This is a genomic window from Paenibacillus sp. FSL W8-0187 (genome assembly GCF_037969755.1).
Taxonomy (GTDB): domain Bacteria; phylum Bacillota; class Bacilli; order Paenibacillales; family Paenibacillaceae; genus Paenibacillus_AQ.
Genome location: NZ_CP150206.1, coordinates 2628256 through 2642531 on the forward strand (window position 1 = coordinate 2628256; position 14276 = coordinate 2642531).

A 14276-nucleotide genomic window follows, 5' to 3' on the forward strand; every position below is an offset into this window, starting at 1 on the left:
TCTACGCACACAACGTGATATGCGTTATGTGCAGGTTTTCACATGCAATTCAAACCTGTGCTTGCGATGATTGGATGTCGCCGGTTACGGATTTGGGTCGTTTGTTATAGGCAAAACCTGCATTTATGACGGTTATTTAGTGTGTCAATGATTAACTTCCATCAAACCCTGTTAAGGATTCCCCGAATCTTTGGCAGGGCTTTTTTATGTGAACATTGGGAAAGGGGCATGTTTACCATGGATATCGTCAACGATGAATTCTATATGTCACTTGCGCTGGACCTAGCTGAACGTGCTCAGGGTCAAACCGGGATAAATCCGGTTGTCGGCTGTGTCGTTGTTAAGGATGGTGCGCTTGCAGGGGTGGGAACGCATTTGGAGCGCGGAACACCGCACGCTGAGGTTCATGCCCTAAATATGGCTGGCAGCAAAGCTGCGGGCAGTACGGTGTATGTGACACTGGAGCCCTGCAGTCACTATGGTACGACGCCGCCCTGCAGCGAGAGGCTGATTGCCGAGGGTGTTCAGCGAGTGGTTGTTGCTTGCGAGGACCCTAATCCTCTGGTTGCGGGCAAAGGGATTCAAATGCTGCGCGCAGCGGGAATCCGGGTTGAGACCGGTGTCCTTAAGGAACGTGCGCTTCGCTTGAACGAAACCTTCATTAAGTTCATTACGACGGGTCTGCCCTTCGTAACGTTAAAGACGGCCAGCACGCTGGACGGCAAAATCGCTTCGAAAACCGGCGATAGCAAGTGGATATCCAATGAAGAATCAAGAGAGCTTGTGCATACGCTGCGTCATCGCCATCAAGGCATCATGGTTGGCGTGTCAACAGTTATCGCGGATAATCCGAGCCTGACAACGAGACTTGGTGTGAAAGGTTTGCATCCGATTAGGATCATCGTGGATTCCAGCCTGCGAATCCCGCCCGACAGCCATGTCGTGACAGACGGATCGGCGCCAACGTGGATCTTGACGACGGAGAAGGCCGATGAGTCGAAGCGGATCGGGCTGGAAGAGCTGGGCGTTCAGGTCATCCCCTGCGGGCCAGGTCCACGTGTGGATCTGAAGGCTGGGCTGGCGAAGCTGGGACAGAAGGGGATTGCCTCCATTTTGCTGGAAGGTGGCGGTACTCTAAATGGCTCGATGCTGGAACAGAAGCTGGTGGATCGGCTCATCCAGTTTATCGCCCCTAAGATTATCGGAGGGTATGATGCACCTGGAAATTACATGTTCAGCGGGTATGAACAGATGGACCAAGCGATTATGCTGACAGGACTTGAGACGGAAAGACTGGGCGACAATATTTATGTCACCGGGATTCCGGTCTGGAAATAAGGAGAAAGAAAGGAGGGAAGCCTGTGTTTACTGGATTGGTTGAGGAGATCGGCGAAATGAGGCGTATCGGACGGAAAGGCGAAGCCATGCTGCTGAGCATTTCCGCTAGCCGGATCATGAATGATTTAAAGCTGGGGGACAGCGTATCCGTTAATGGCGTCTGCTTGACAGCCACAACGATTGACAAAGGAATATTTACGGTCGATGTGATGCCGGAAACCTACAGAAATACGAACCTTAAGGAACTGCAGCCAGGCGGAAAGGTGAATCTGGAACGGGCAATGGCGGCCGGAGGTCGATTTGGAGGCCATATCGTTCAGGGGCATGTGGATGGCGTCGGCGTCATTCGGAATGTGCAGGCAGATCAGAATGCCGTAGTATACGAGATTGCGCCCGCGAGTGGGGATGTATTCAAATATATCATTCCGAAGGGCTCCGTCACACTGGATGGAATCAGCTTGACCGTTGTCAAAACAACAGATTCCTCCTTTACGGTATCCATCATCCCCCACACGCTGGCGGAGACGGTGCTGGCATATAAAAAAGCAGGCGATACGATTAATATCGAATGCGACATTTTAGGAAAATATGTAGATCACCTGCTGCATTACGGCTCAGAGAGGGCCGGGAGCAGAGGCGGGACAAAACCGGGAATCAGCAGGGATTATCTTGCAGAGCATGGATTTGCCTAAGCCGAGTGCTTCACATAGAGTCTCCATGAGAAGAAGGAGGAGTAGCGATGGATGAGCGCTTTTCATTTCATACAATCGAAGAGGCGTTAACCGATTTGAAGGAAGGCAAGGTCGTCATTGTCGTAGACGATGAAGACCGTGAGAATGAGGGCGATTTTATCGCATTAGCTGATATGGCAACTCCGGAGGTCATTAATTTTATGATCACCGAAGGCAGAGGGCTGGTATGTTTGCCCATGACGCAGGCCAGAGCTCAGGAGCTCGACCTCAAACCGATGGTTACCCAAAATACGGATTATCATGGAACGGCCTTTACGGTCTCCATTGATCATAAGGATACCACGACAGGCATCTCGGCCTATGAGCGGTCCATCACCGTCAAAGGTATCTTGGATTCGAATGCATCTGCATCCGATTTCCGAAGACCGGGTCATATGTTCCCACTGATCGCAAAAGATGGAGGCGTCCTGCGCCGGGCAGGGCATACGGAGGCCGCTGTCGATCTTGCCAGATTGAGCGGGTCCTATCCGGCCGGCGTCATCTGCGAGGTAATCAAGGAAGACGGTACAATGGCACGGCTGCCGGACCTTGTGGAGATTGCGAAGAAGCATGATCTGAAGCTGATCAGCATCAAGGATCTGATTCATTACCGCAATGAAAAAGAAAAGCTGGTCCAGCGAGAGGTAGCTGTGCGGATGCCGACCGATTTCGGCGTGTTTCAAGCGGTTGCCTACACCAACGACGTGGACAATAAAGAGCATGTAGCTTTGGTAAAAGGGGAGATCGATGGGAATGAGCCTGTCCTCGTACGCGTGCATTCCGAGTGCCTGACAGGAGATGTGTTCCACTCCCATCGCTGCGATTGCGGTCCCCAATTCGAGGCGGCCCTCCGCCAAATCGATGAAGCGGGCAGAGGCGTTCTTCTCTACATGCGCCAGGAGGGGCGGGGCATCGGCTTAATCAACAAACTGAAAGCCTACAAGCTCCAGGAGGAGGGACTCGACACGGTAGACGCCAACCTGAAGCTCGGCTTTGCGGCAGATCTGCGTGATTACGGCATCGGAGCCCAGATCCTGAAGGATTTGGGGATCAGAAAAATTCGCTTGCTGACAAACAATCCACGCAAAATCAAAGGCCTCGAAGGATACGGCTTGGAGGTGGTCGAGCGCGTTCCGATCCAAATGCCGGAGAACGAGGATAACACGGGCTACCTGCATACCAAGCAAGCCAAGCTCGGGCATATGCTGAAATTCAACGATATTGAGCAGAACGAGAGCACCAATTAATCACCACATCACAAAAGGTCAATCATGTGGGGAGGTTTGCCTCATGGAACGACCCAGCGAAGAGGACGGAATGCTGCTGGAGAAGCGGTAGCGGTCGCCTTTAATCCTGATTTCTTCCCTCCAGAAAATAGATCATGAAATCAGGAGTTAACAGCGATCGGAAGCAGCAGCCGTCAGCGCAGCGGACAACCACATCGATGTTATCCCAAATCCCATGTTTGACCTTATATAAACTCCAAACCGAAAGGAAGTTTTCTATTATGGCAACTATATTTGAAGGTAAATTAGTATCCGAGGGATTAAAGTACGGTATCGTCGTAGGTCGTTTCAACGAGTTCATCACCAGCAAGCTGCTGAGCGGCGCACTGGACGCATTGAAGCGACACGGCGCACAGGAGAACGAAGTGGATGTCGCGTGGGTGCCGGGAGCGTTTGAAATCCCGCTCATCGCCCAAAAAATGGCAGAAAGCGGCAAATACGATGCAATCATCACCTTGGGAACCGTCATTCGCGGCTCTACCACGCACTATGATTATGTGTGCAACGAAGTGGCCAAGGGGGTATCCGCAATTAACCTGAAGACCGGTGTACCAACGATTTTCGGTGTCGTCACGACGGAGAATATCGAACAAGCCGTGGAGCGTGCGGGAACGAAGGCTGGCAATAAAGGTTGGGATTCCGCGATGGCAGCGATCGAGATGGCGAACTTGACGAAAAGCCTAAAATAGTGCTTATTTAATGTAGTGCTCTTTTTTAGAGCACTGCATTTTATTTTTTGGCGGGAGGATTCACCGTGACCGTATTATACAAGCTGGAAACGTTTGAAGGACCGCTCGATCTGCTGCTGCATTTGATTGATAAAGCGGAAATCGACATCCAGGATATTCCCGTCAGCGAGATTACCGAACAATACATGGCCTATTTGCACAACATGCAGGAGCTGGAGCTGGAGATTACGAGTGAGTTTCTGGTGATGGCTGCAACGCTGCTGTCTATAAAAAGCAAGTTATTGCTTCCGAAGCCTCCGGTTATCGAGATGGACGAGTTTGATTTTTATGAAGAAGATGACATGGATCCGAGAGCAGAGCTTATTGCCAAGCTGATCGAATACCGCAAGTACAAAGGCATCGCCCGCCATTTGCATGAGAAGGAATGGGAACGCAGTTTAATTTATTCCAAGGAAGCCGAAGACCTCACGCCTTACATGCCGGAAGTGGAAGAGAATCCGGTGCAGGGATTACATATTTCGGATTTGATCGCTGCTTTTCAAAAAGCATTAAGCAAAGCAGTCAAACGCACATCGTATGCCCGCATTCAGCGGGATGAAATATCGGTTAAGGACCGGATTCGTCAGGTCATGGATGCCCTGGAGGAGGTTGGGCCGGGAGGCAGGATCCTGTTCTCCAAGCTGCTTCACGAAGAGATGGTACGGCATGAAATTGTGGTAACCTTCCTGGCCATTTTGGAACTGATGAAAATGAAGCAAATTTTGTGCTACCAAGAGAAGTTGTTTGAAGATATCGTCATGGAGTGGAGAGGGGAAGGACGCATTGATGGATTATCCGAAGCTGAAATCGATTATTGAGGGGCTTCTGTTCCTGTCGGGAGAAGAGGGCTTGTCGGTTAGGCAAATTGCTGAGATCACCGAGCAGTCGGATGGCCTGGTTGGCGAAGCGCTTGAGGACATGAAGGAAGAATGGGAGCGTTACGAGCGGGGGATTCAGATCGTACAGATTGCGGGGAGCTACAAAATCGCTACGCTGGCCGAACATGCTCCATATTTTGAGCGCCTGGCGTATTCGCCTTCCCGTTCTTCCTTGTCACAAGCCGCACTCGAAACACTCTCCATCGTTGCCTATCGTCAACCGATTACGCGTGTAGAGATTGAAGACATCCGCGGTGTCAAGGCCGAACGGGCGATCCATACGCTGGTAAGCAAAGGACTGATCGAGGAAGTCGGACGGGCCGAGGCGATTGGCAGACCGATTTTGTATGGAACAACCAAGTCTTTCCTGGAATATTTCGGACTTGCCAATATCAAGGATTTGCCGGAGCCGTCGCAATTTGAGGATAATGATAATTTGGAAGAGGAAACGCAGCTGTTGTTCGATAAGCTTGACGGTCGTCAACTTACGTTTGATGATGTAGAGGAAAGTTAGCCATTATACAACACAATAGGCTGTAATAGAATCCTGGGCGTGGAGAAATCCACCATCCGGGATTTTTTAATGTCACTTGCGAAAATTTGAAATCAGGGACTTGGAATCGTTTCGCATCATTTGGGGGCACTTTTGCCATACTAAGGCAAGCGGATTACATTTTACTAAGTACGTTTTGGGGGTTACTTCGTGAGGGTATGGATCTTTCTGGCGGTCGGTTTGGTCGTTCTCCTCATCGTATTGCTGGTCGTTGTGCTGAGCTCCAAGGTAACGATTAAGCTGGATGTGGTTCTAAGAAAAGATGAATATAAATTGTTGGCGGAAATTAAAATGATCTTCGGATTGATTACGCGGAAATATGAAGTCCCCTTTCACCTGGCAAACGGTGGGATCGAGTTTAAGAAGGATACCGTTCCCGTAGAGCAGGGGATTCCCCTCCATTCAAAAGAGCAGGAGGATCCTTCAAGCAGAACTATTCGATACAGGGACTATGCGCGGGCATTGTGGTCTACAAAAGGTTTCAAAAAATGGACGAGACAGACGATGGCGGCCGTTCATCTCATGGATGTGCGCTGGTCAACCCGGATTGCGCTTGAGCATGCGGCCGATACAGCGGTAGCGACCGGGCTGCTGCATGGCATCAAGCATACGCTTCTGGGATGGATGTCGTATCGCCTAATCATGGAAGAGATGCCCCAAATCGATGTGGTGCCAATCTTTAACGGTCCTCCGCAAATTTCCACAGAGCTAAACTGCATAGCGAAAATCTCCTGCGGAAAAGCTATGTATGCTGGACTGGTACTTATAGTTCGCGTGTTAAAGGTGAAAGGAGGAATTAGATCATGGCAGAACACCCTATTCAAGGCTTGATGCAAACGGCTATGGAAAACATCAAGGGAATGGTGGACGTTAATACGATTGTAGGCGACCCGGTGAATACGCCTGACGGCAGCGTTATCCTGCCAATCAGTAAAGTGGCTTTTGGTTTCGCTGCCGGCGGTAGCGACTACAACGTTGAGGCGGGAGGCACCCACTCAACTACCACGAACGGGACGCATCACGATCACAGCGCCCTTCCTTTTGGCGGTGGCAGCGGCGGTGGCGTGTCCATTCGGCCGATTGCTTTCCTGGTCGTGGGTAAAGAAGGCGTGCACATCGTGCCGCTCGACAATCAAACCCATCTGTTTGAACGGATTATTGATGCGACACCGTTTTTACTCGATCAAATCCAGTCGATGTTTCAATCAGGCAGCAATGCCGCGAACGACACCACGCCTCCGCCTGCGTACTGATGGAGCAAGCAAATCCCTTTCGTTCACAGCGAAAGGGATTTTTGCTGTGAAGATTAGTGGATTTATAAGCTTTCAGCCGAGGCTAAACTCAAACCGATCATTGCTGGAAAAACTTCACTTTAATGGGGGGCGGTCTTGGTGAAAGTACGTCGACAGACGTTTCTATTGCGAAATGGACATACCTTTAGCGTGAACGACATATACTTGTACAAGATTTCTGAACACCGGAGGATAAGATGATGAAAATGAAATGGACGAACTGCAAGTCTTTGTTATCCATGTTAATTGCCATAAGCTGCTTGCTGGTTACGGCTGTCCCCGTGCATGCAGATCATGAGAATGGCCCCACCAATCATGCGCAGGCAGCTGCACTGATTGATGTCACTTCCGGTAGAGTGCTGTACAGTAAGAACGGGGACGAGCGTTTGAGAATCGCAAGCCTGACCAAGATCATGACGGCCATCGTGGCAATTGAACACGGCAAGCTGGATGATCGCGTCAAGGTCTCCAAAAATGCTTTTGCCAAAGAGGGCTCCTCGATCTTCCTGAAGCTTGGTGAGGAGATGACGCTTGAGAATTTGCTGTACGGCTTAATGCTGCGATCAGGCAACGATGCCGCGACGGCGATTGCCGAACATGTCGGGGGGACGGAAGAAGGCTTTGTGTTGCTGATGAACGAGAAGGCGGCAGGGCTCGGCTTGACGAACTCGCATTTTATGAATCCCCATGGACTGGATCATGATGAACATTACTCTTCTGCTAATGACGTAGCCAAACTGACGGCGTATGCCCTCAAGAACCCTGTCTTTAGCGAGATTGTCAAAACCCCGACGAAGAAAGCGCCCAATCCAAATGAAGCGTGGGACTACAAATGGGATAACAAAAACAAGATGCTTCGTTTCTACGAGGGCGCGGACGGCGTCAAAACCGGTTACACCAAAAAAGCATTCCGCTGCCTGGTGAGCTCTGCCACCCGAAACGGTCAGCAGATTGCGGCGGTCACGCTGAACGACGGCAACGATTGGAATGATCATTCCAAGATGCTGGATTACGGATTTGCCCATTTTCCACTGAAAAAGGTTACGGAGAAAGGGCAGAAGATCCAGGGCTATCCACTCGTCACGGGCAGTTCCTTTACGTATGCGTTCGCGCATGATGAGGAAGCACGCTTGGTGAAGAAACTGGTCTTGCATAAAGCGAGCACACCCGACTTGTCTTTCGGACTACGGGGTCATATTGAACTGCTGCTCGATAATGTCAGCATCGGCAAAATTCCAGTCTATGCGGAAGGAAGCAAGCTTCCTGAAGTCCCTGAGGTCTTGCAGAAGTCCAGAAGCACATCCGGACCACTCGGTTCGTTGTCGCTGTGGCAGTCTGCAGGAGAAGTGCTTAGGCATCTGTTCAGGGCCAAATCATAACTAGCCTTCGCTAAAGAGATCGTGGATTCTCACGGAGCGGGGGCAGCAAACGGGGGCGAAGAGATGATCAATTTGATTTGGATGGGGATGATACTGATCGGCGTTTGCTTTGCGGCAGTGAACGGGAACATCGAAAGTGTTACAAAAGCCGCATTTGACGGAGCCCAGACGGGAGTGACTGTCTCCTTCGGTCTCATCAGCATACTGGTGTTCTGGCTTGGCATGATGCGCCTGGCAGAGGACGCGGGCCTGCTGAAGAAGGTTGCCAAGCTGCTGGGCCCGGTTGTCCGCTTCCTGTTCCCGGATGTACCGAAGAATCATCCCGCTATGGGATATATACTGTCTAACATGAGCGCCAATTTGTTCGGTCTGGGCAATGCGGCAACTCCGATGGGAATCAAAGCGATGCAGGAGCTTCAGAAGTTAAACCCGGATAAGGAAACAGCTTCTCCGGCGATGTGTACGCTGCTTGCATTAAACACGGCCAGCATTACGCTGATACCGACAACGCTAATCGCAATCAGGTTGAATTATGAGTCCGCTAATCCTTCGGAAATCGTCGGTACCACGCTTTTGGCCACTGCGATTGCAACGGCGGCCGCCATAATGGCTGACCGATGGTATCGAAGACGGACGATACGCCGCCAGAAGCCGCCGGGAATCGGTACAAGCCTGAACCCGGATGTGAAGGGGTGATGAGGGTTGCTATCATGGATTAATCTCGTATCCGCTTGGTCTATTCCCATTATTATCGCATTCATTCCGCTTTATGCTTATACGCGCAAAGTGCCCGTATATGAATCGTTTGTGGATGGAGCCAAGGACGGCTTCTCCACAGCGATTGGGATTATCCCGCACTTGGTCGGCATGATGGTTGCCATTAGCGTATTTCGGTCTTCCGGTGCGCTTGAGTTTTTTGTGGGTTGGACGGGCCCCTTTCTGCAATCGCTAGGGGTACCGAGCGAGATTTTGCCTTTGGGAATTCTCAGGCCGTTGACGGGCACAGGCTCTCTCGCTTACACGACTGAATTGATTCGGGCATATGGTCCGGATTCCATGATTGGCCGAATTGCTTCGACCATACAAGGAAGCACGGACACGACTTTGTACGTTCTGACCGTCTATTTTGGCGCCGTCGGAATCCGCAATGGCCGGTATGCGCTGAAGGTGGGGCTGTTCTCCGATTTGATCGGTTTTATTGCGGCGATTGCCGTATGTCTGCTGGTGTTCGGATAATTAAGACATGCGGGCTGTCTGAGTAAGACGGAGCGTTTTTTCTATGTAACAGGACGTATGCCTATACCCTCGATTCCATCGCGTCATATACTGCTGCAGTTACAAATTGTAGTAGGGGTGATGCAATGGAATTCGAGGGTTTTGTTATTCATCATACCGTGTGCGAGCGGGAACCGCGGAACTGGGATTTTAAAATCCATCAGGACGGCTCGGTCTCTTCTTCATCCATGCTGGTTCAGCCGGGACAGATTCACATCTGTCTTGAGGGCGACTTCAATATTGGCTACCAGTCCATGTCGCTGGACCAGAAAACACAGCTGTTTACCGCCAGCAAAATCATTTTGGAGCTATCCAGACTCCATGATATTTCCCCGTTATACTTGTTTCCTCACTCCGACACCTGTCCCGGGGCACATTTTCCATGGAACGCGCTTGTGATTTATCCTGTCGATGGTTATCATTAGGAATGAGGTGACCTAACGAACATGGAGAGATTACAGAAAATTATGGCACAGGCCGGAGTCGCTTCCCGCCGCAAGTGCGAGGAATTGATTCTTGAAGGCAAGGTGCAGGTAAACGGAGAGACCGTTACCGAACTCGGCACAAAGGCCGATCCAGCCCAGGATATCATTACGGTTTCAGGCAAACCGATTAAGAATGAGAAAAAGGTATACATTATGCTGAATAAGCCAAAGGGAGTCATTACAAGCGCTTCTGATCCCGAAGGCCGAAAAATTGTATCGGATTATCTCAAGGGCATTAAAGAGCGGGTATATCCGATTGGACGTTTGGACTATGATACAGAAGGACTCCTGCTGCTGACCAATGACGGCGAATTTGCCAATCTGCTCAGCCACCCTAAATATCATGTACCCAAGACTTATTTGGCTACCGTGAAAGGGGTGCCCCATGGCACCGAGCTGGACAAGCTTCGCCAAGGGATTATGCTGGAAGACGGCATGACGTCTCCTGCCGAGGTGGAGTATAAGGATGTGGATCCGGATAATAAACAATCCGTCATATCGATTACCATTCATGAGGGCCGCAACCGTCAAGTGAGAAGGATGTTCGAAGCGATTTCCCATCCGGTAACGCGATTGAAGCGTATATCTTACGGTGATCTGCTGCTGCAAAATTTAAAACGGGGCTTGTACCGCCATTTGACAGCGAATGAAATCAACCAGCTTTTGCAGATGGCGAAAGCCGCTAAGCCGGGCGGGAAACCGAAGAGAAAACGTTAAACCCGACACATAATATTCAAAATGGCGAGCGGCGTTTATGACAAATTTCGTTATAATTGTTCATAGGATGTTCACACCCGTAGTATACGATATGATGAATGTCATAGAAAGGAAGCTGCTGCTTTATGGGCAAATCAAAGAAAAGCGTACAGATTGTGATTCTGCTTGCCATTATCCTGATCGGAGTGTACGCCGTTGCAACCGTTGTATTCGGCTCTGATGAGGTTCCCAAAGTGGGTCAAAAGGCAGCGGATTTTGAACTTCTAGGCATGGATGGCGGCGTACATACCATGAGTGAATACGAGGGTAAGGCCAGGGTGATTAATTTCTGGGGCACCTACTGTCCGCCATGCGTGCGGGAAATGCCGGCTCTACAAGCTCAGTGGGAGAAATGGAGCAGTCAAGGCGTTGAGATCATCGGAATTAATGTGGGAGAGAACAAAATGACCGTTGAGAATTTCGTTGCTCAAACCGGCGTGAAGTTCCCCATACTGATGGATCCGAAACGGAATGCTGTTGCCAGCTATGGGGTTGGGCCCATGCCAACCACCTTTTTTGTTACGGCCTCTGGCAAGATTGACCATATTCGTATAGGCGAACTGGATTTGAACACCCTTGATAAACAAATTGAACAGTTGGTGAATGCGAAATGAGTCAAGGTCCCAAGCCTTTGATCCAGAACACGAAGTGTGATTGTGGACACCAGAATCCAACGGGGACGGTCCTCTGCGAGGCTTGCGGGAAGCCGCTGACCGAGGAAGCGGAGGCCCAGCCGATTCTGGAAATGCGGTATGACGGCGTTGCTCGTCGATCACAGAAAGAAAACCCCGGTATGATCGATAGGGTATGGAATTTCTTCTCTTCGGTAAAAGTAGCAATATATCTGATATTGCTTACGCTGATTGGCTCCTCGCTGGGGACCATCTTTCCGCAGGAAAGTACATTCCTTAATATTGACCCCTCAGTTTATTACAAAGAGGAGTACGGACAGCTGGGGCATATTTATTACTTGCTCGGGCTGTCTCATACATACACGTCATGGTGGTTCGTGCTGCTGCTTGTCATGATCGGCGCATCGCTTGTCATTTGCAGTCTTGACCGGGTCCTGCCGCTGTACAAAGCGCTCAGCAGACAGCGGATTCCGAAGCACATGTCCTTCCTTACCCGCCAGAAGGTGGTATACCAAGGGCATGTTGATGAAGACGGTGCCGACTGGGTTGAACGGGTGAAGCCAATCATTAAGAAGAAGGGTTACCGAGTGCGAACGGATGGCGGAACCCTACTGGCAGAGAAGCAGCGGTTCAGCCGCTGGGGCCCCTATGTTCTTCATATCGGTCTGATTGTTTTCCTGCTTGCAGTTCTTGGACGGAATCTTCCCGGACTGCATATGGACGAGCACATGGCTTTCCCTCAAGATGAACCGGTGCACATCAAGAACACCAGTTACTATTTATTGAACGATGGCTTTAAGGTGGAGTTCTACACCGAGGACGATATGCCTGAGGAATTCAAAGGCAAGAATAAAGTACTGCCGAAGGAGTTCCAAACCCAGGCGATCCTGTATATGTGCGAGGCCAATTGCGACGATTTTGATAAAAAACCTCAGCTCGTGGAATTGACACGCCATAACATCGAGGTGAATCATCCTCTTAATTACAAAGGGTTAAAAGCTTATCAATTCGATTATGATCTGACCCCGATTCTCCGTTCGGTTTCGCCGGTGCTGATTAACAGTAAGAGCGGGAAGGAATACGGCAAAATCACATTGTCGATCGACGATCCTCAAAGAGAGTATCAGGCGGGAGAATATACGTTAACGCTTACACAATCCTTTACCGATTTTGGACTCGGCGATAATGGCAAACCGGTAAACCTGTCACCTAACCCGAATGCGCCTGCATTCTTATTTCTGATTAAGGGACCTGAACTGCCGAAGGAAGGCATTCAATACTTCTACTTCCCTAAACAGATTGATAAGGAACGCTTTAATCAGGAAGCGATCAATGCACAGCTGGCGGGTGGGGAAGCGCTCGTACAACTGGATGTACGGAGCATGGACGATGTGGACTTTTCGGAATCTACGACTTATCTGAATATTCGTGTGGATAAAGCCATGCCGTTCATTTGGATTGGTTGTTTTATCGGTATGCTCGGCCTGATCATGGGCTTTTATTTCACCCATCGCCGGATCTGGCTGCGTATTGATAACCACACGCTGACCCTTGGCGCACATACGAACAAGAACTGGTTTGGGCTTCGCAAGGAGATCTCCGCGATCCTCAAGCAAATGAATATCGAAGTCGATGAAAAGTCATTGGAGAATAACAGGGGGACTAAGCATGAATCTAATTGATTTTAGCGGCAACGCATTTATCGTTGCTTTTACCTTGTATTGTGCAGCATTTATCATGTATGCACTTGCCGTTATGGGACGACGGTTCCGCAAGCGGGACCCGGAAGCCCATTTGGCTAAATGGGGGAAGATTGCATTTGTGACGGCATCGATCGGTTTGATCGGACATCTGCTGTACTTCTTTACGAGATGGGCGGGCTCTGGACATGTGCCTGTCAGCAACATGTATGAGTTTATGACCTTCTTGTCGATGGCAATCATGATTGCCTTCCTCGTACTTTATTTTATCTACAAAAAATCGCTGCTCGGATTGTTTGCACTGCCGCTGGCTATTCTGATCATGGCGTATGCTGCTGTGTTTCCGCAGGAGGTGCAGCCGCTGATTCCTTCGCTTCAGTCCTATTGGCTGGGGATTCACGTAACCTTGGCTGCGCTGGGCGATGCATTTTTTGCGGTCGGTTTTATCGCCGGCCTGATGCACTTGCTCCGTACCGTTAACTTTAGCGGAACAGACAAAGGCGCGCGCAAGGAACAGCGCTGGCTTGAACTCTGCATGTTTGCCATCGTGATCCTGATCGGATTTATTTTGTCGGTATACAGCTTCCGTGCGAGCGGATATCAGGCTGAATTTAACCAGACTTTGGTTGACCCGAAGACAGAAAATAGTACAATAGTAAAAGTGGAATATAACATGCCACCGCTTGTCGCACCTTATAAAAGCGAAACGGAGAGCATGCAGTCCTTCTTGGGCATGAAATCTCCACTCATGGAAGCTCCGTCCTGGATGCACGGCGTGAACGCTGGACGTAAGCTGAATACGGTGATATGGTCGCTGATCACGGGGTTGATCCTGTACGGATTGCTCCGCCTTATCCTGCGCAAGCCGCTGGCCAAGTTCATTCAGCCTGCCCTTAATAGATTGGATCCGGACGATCTGGATGAAATCAGTTATCGAGCCATTGCGATTGGGTTCCCGGTATTTACACTGGGAGGTCTCATATTCGCCATGATCTGGGCAGAAATTGCCTGGGGCCGGTTCTGGGGCTGGGATCCGAAGGAAGTATGGGCGCTTATTACATGGTTGTTCTACAGCGTGTACCTTCATCTCCGGCTATCGCGCGGCTGGCAGGGTAAATATTCGTCCTGGCTGTCCGTTATCGGCTTTATCGTGGTCATGTTTACGCTGGTCGGCGTCAACTTGATAATCGCGGGTCTGCATTCCTATGCGGGAACCGATTAATGTAAATCGAATAGCAGTGAA

The 14276-nt window shown here is 50.2% G+C and carries 16 protein-coding genes; all 16 read left to right on the top strand.

The genetic code is table 11. The annotated features are described in order from the left end of the window. Positions 1 to 237 precede the first annotated feature (237 nt). The 16 genes from ribD to ccsB all read left to right on the top strand — a co-directional run bounded on the left by ribD (position 238) and on the right by ccsB (position 14255). Positions 238 to 1338, top strand: coding sequence for a bifunctional diaminohydroxyphosphoribosylaminopyrimidine deaminase/5-amino-6-(5-phosphoribosylamino)uracil reductase RibD (gene ribD / locus MKY48_RS11695; RefSeq protein WP_339272136.1), 1101 nt, complete (start codon positions 238 to 240; stop codon positions 1336 to 1338). Positions 1339 to 1361: 23 nt separating this feature from the next. Beyond that, positions 1362 to 2030 carry a riboflavin synthase gene (gene ribE, locus MKY48_RS11700; RefSeq protein WP_339272137.1) on the top strand — a complete coding sequence of 223 codons (669 nt, stop codon included), beginning with the start codon at positions 1362 to 1364 and terminating at the stop codon, positions 2028 to 2030. A 47-nt stretch (positions 2031 to 2077) separates the two neighbouring features. Further along, complete coding sequence (locus tag MKY48_RS11705) at positions 2078 to 3316, top strand: bifunctional 3,4-dihydroxy-2-butanone-4-phosphate synthase/GTP cyclohydrolase II (RefSeq protein ID WP_076320927.1); 1239 nt, start codon at positions 2078 to 2080, stop codon at positions 3314 to 3316. A gap of 260 nt (positions 3317 to 3576) precedes the next feature. Further along, on the top strand, positions 3577 to 4044 hold the full coding sequence (ribE, locus tag MKY48_RS11710) for a 6,7-dimethyl-8-ribityllumazine synthase (RefSeq protein WP_006209422.1): 468 nt from the start codon (positions 3577 to 3579) through the stop codon (positions 4042 to 4044). Between the two features lie 65 nt (positions 4045 to 4109). Next, positions 4110 to 4901 carry a segregation/condensation protein A gene (locus tag MKY48_RS11715; protein WP_071223898.1) on the top strand — a complete coding sequence of 264 codons (792 nt, stop codon included), beginning with the start codon at positions 4110 to 4112 and terminating at the stop codon, positions 4899 to 4901. Then, positions 4870 to 5475, top strand: a complete 606-nt coding sequence (gene scpB, locus MKY48_RS11720) for an SMC-Scp complex subunit ScpB (RefSeq protein ID WP_098742993.1) — start codon at positions 4870 to 4872, stop codon at positions 5473 to 5475. Before MKY48_RS11715 ends, scpB begins: the two co-directional genes overlap by 32 nt. A gap of 189 nt (positions 5476 to 5664) precedes the next feature. Next, on the top strand, positions 5665 to 6345 hold the full coding sequence (locus tag MKY48_RS11725; RefSeq protein WP_339292963.1) for a DUF2953 domain-containing protein: 681 nt from the start codon (positions 5665 to 5667) through the stop codon (positions 6343 to 6345). Continuing rightward, positions 6318 to 6767 (top strand): GerW family sporulation protein, encoded by a 450-nt coding sequence (ytfJ, locus tag MKY48_RS11730; RefSeq protein ID WP_076320931.1) that lies wholly within the window; start codon positions 6318 to 6320, stop codon positions 6765 to 6767. Before MKY48_RS11725 ends, ytfJ begins: the two co-directional genes overlap by 28 nt. Positions 6768 to 7003: 236 nt before the next feature. Further along, on the top strand, positions 7004 to 8185 hold the full coding sequence (locus MKY48_RS11735) for a D-alanyl-D-alanine carboxypeptidase family protein (RefSeq protein WP_339292964.1): 1182 nt from the start codon (positions 7004 to 7006) through the stop codon (positions 8183 to 8185). A gap of 63 nt (positions 8186 to 8248) precedes the next feature. Further along, positions 8249 to 8881, top strand: a complete 633-nt coding sequence (locus MKY48_RS11740; protein ID WP_076320933.1) for a nucleoside recognition domain-containing protein — start codon at positions 8249 to 8251, stop codon at positions 8879 to 8881. A 6-nt stretch (positions 8882 to 8887) separates the two neighbouring features. After that, positions 8888 to 9421 carry a spore maturation protein gene (locus tag MKY48_RS11745; protein ID WP_076320934.1) on the top strand — a complete coding sequence of 178 codons (534 nt, stop codon included), beginning with the start codon at positions 8888 to 8890 and terminating at the stop codon, positions 9419 to 9421. Between the two features lie 125 nt (positions 9422 to 9546). Continuing rightward, complete coding sequence (locus MKY48_RS11750; protein WP_076320935.1) at positions 9547 to 9885, top strand: N-acetylmuramoyl-L-alanine amidase; 339 nt, start codon at positions 9547 to 9549, stop codon at positions 9883 to 9885. Positions 9886 to 9906: 21 nt separating this feature from the next. Then, entirely contained in the window at positions 9907 to 10662 is a 756-nt protein-coding gene (locus MKY48_RS11755; protein WP_339292965.1) for a pseudouridine synthase, read from the top strand. Positions 10663 to 10787: 125 nt separating this feature from the next. Further along, positions 10788 to 11315: a redoxin domain-containing protein gene (locus tag MKY48_RS11760; RefSeq protein WP_076320936.1), complete on the top strand. Its 528-nt coding sequence runs from the start codon at positions 10788 to 10790 to the stop codon at positions 11313 to 11315. Beyond that, positions 11312 to 13015 (top strand): cytochrome c biogenesis protein ResB, encoded by a 1704-nt coding sequence (locus MKY48_RS11765; protein WP_339292966.1) that lies wholly within the window; start codon positions 11312 to 11314, stop codon positions 13013 to 13015. The genes MKY48_RS11760 and MKY48_RS11765 overlap by 4 nt, the downstream gene beginning before the upstream one ends. Then, a complete protein-coding gene (ccsB, locus tag MKY48_RS11770) occupies positions 13002 to 14255 on the top strand; it encodes a c-type cytochrome biogenesis protein CcsB (RefSeq protein ID WP_076320938.1) in 1254 nt (417 codons plus the stop codon). Before MKY48_RS11765 ends, ccsB begins: the two co-directional genes overlap by 14 nt. The last annotated feature ends 21 nt before the right edge of the window (positions 14256 to 14276 follow it).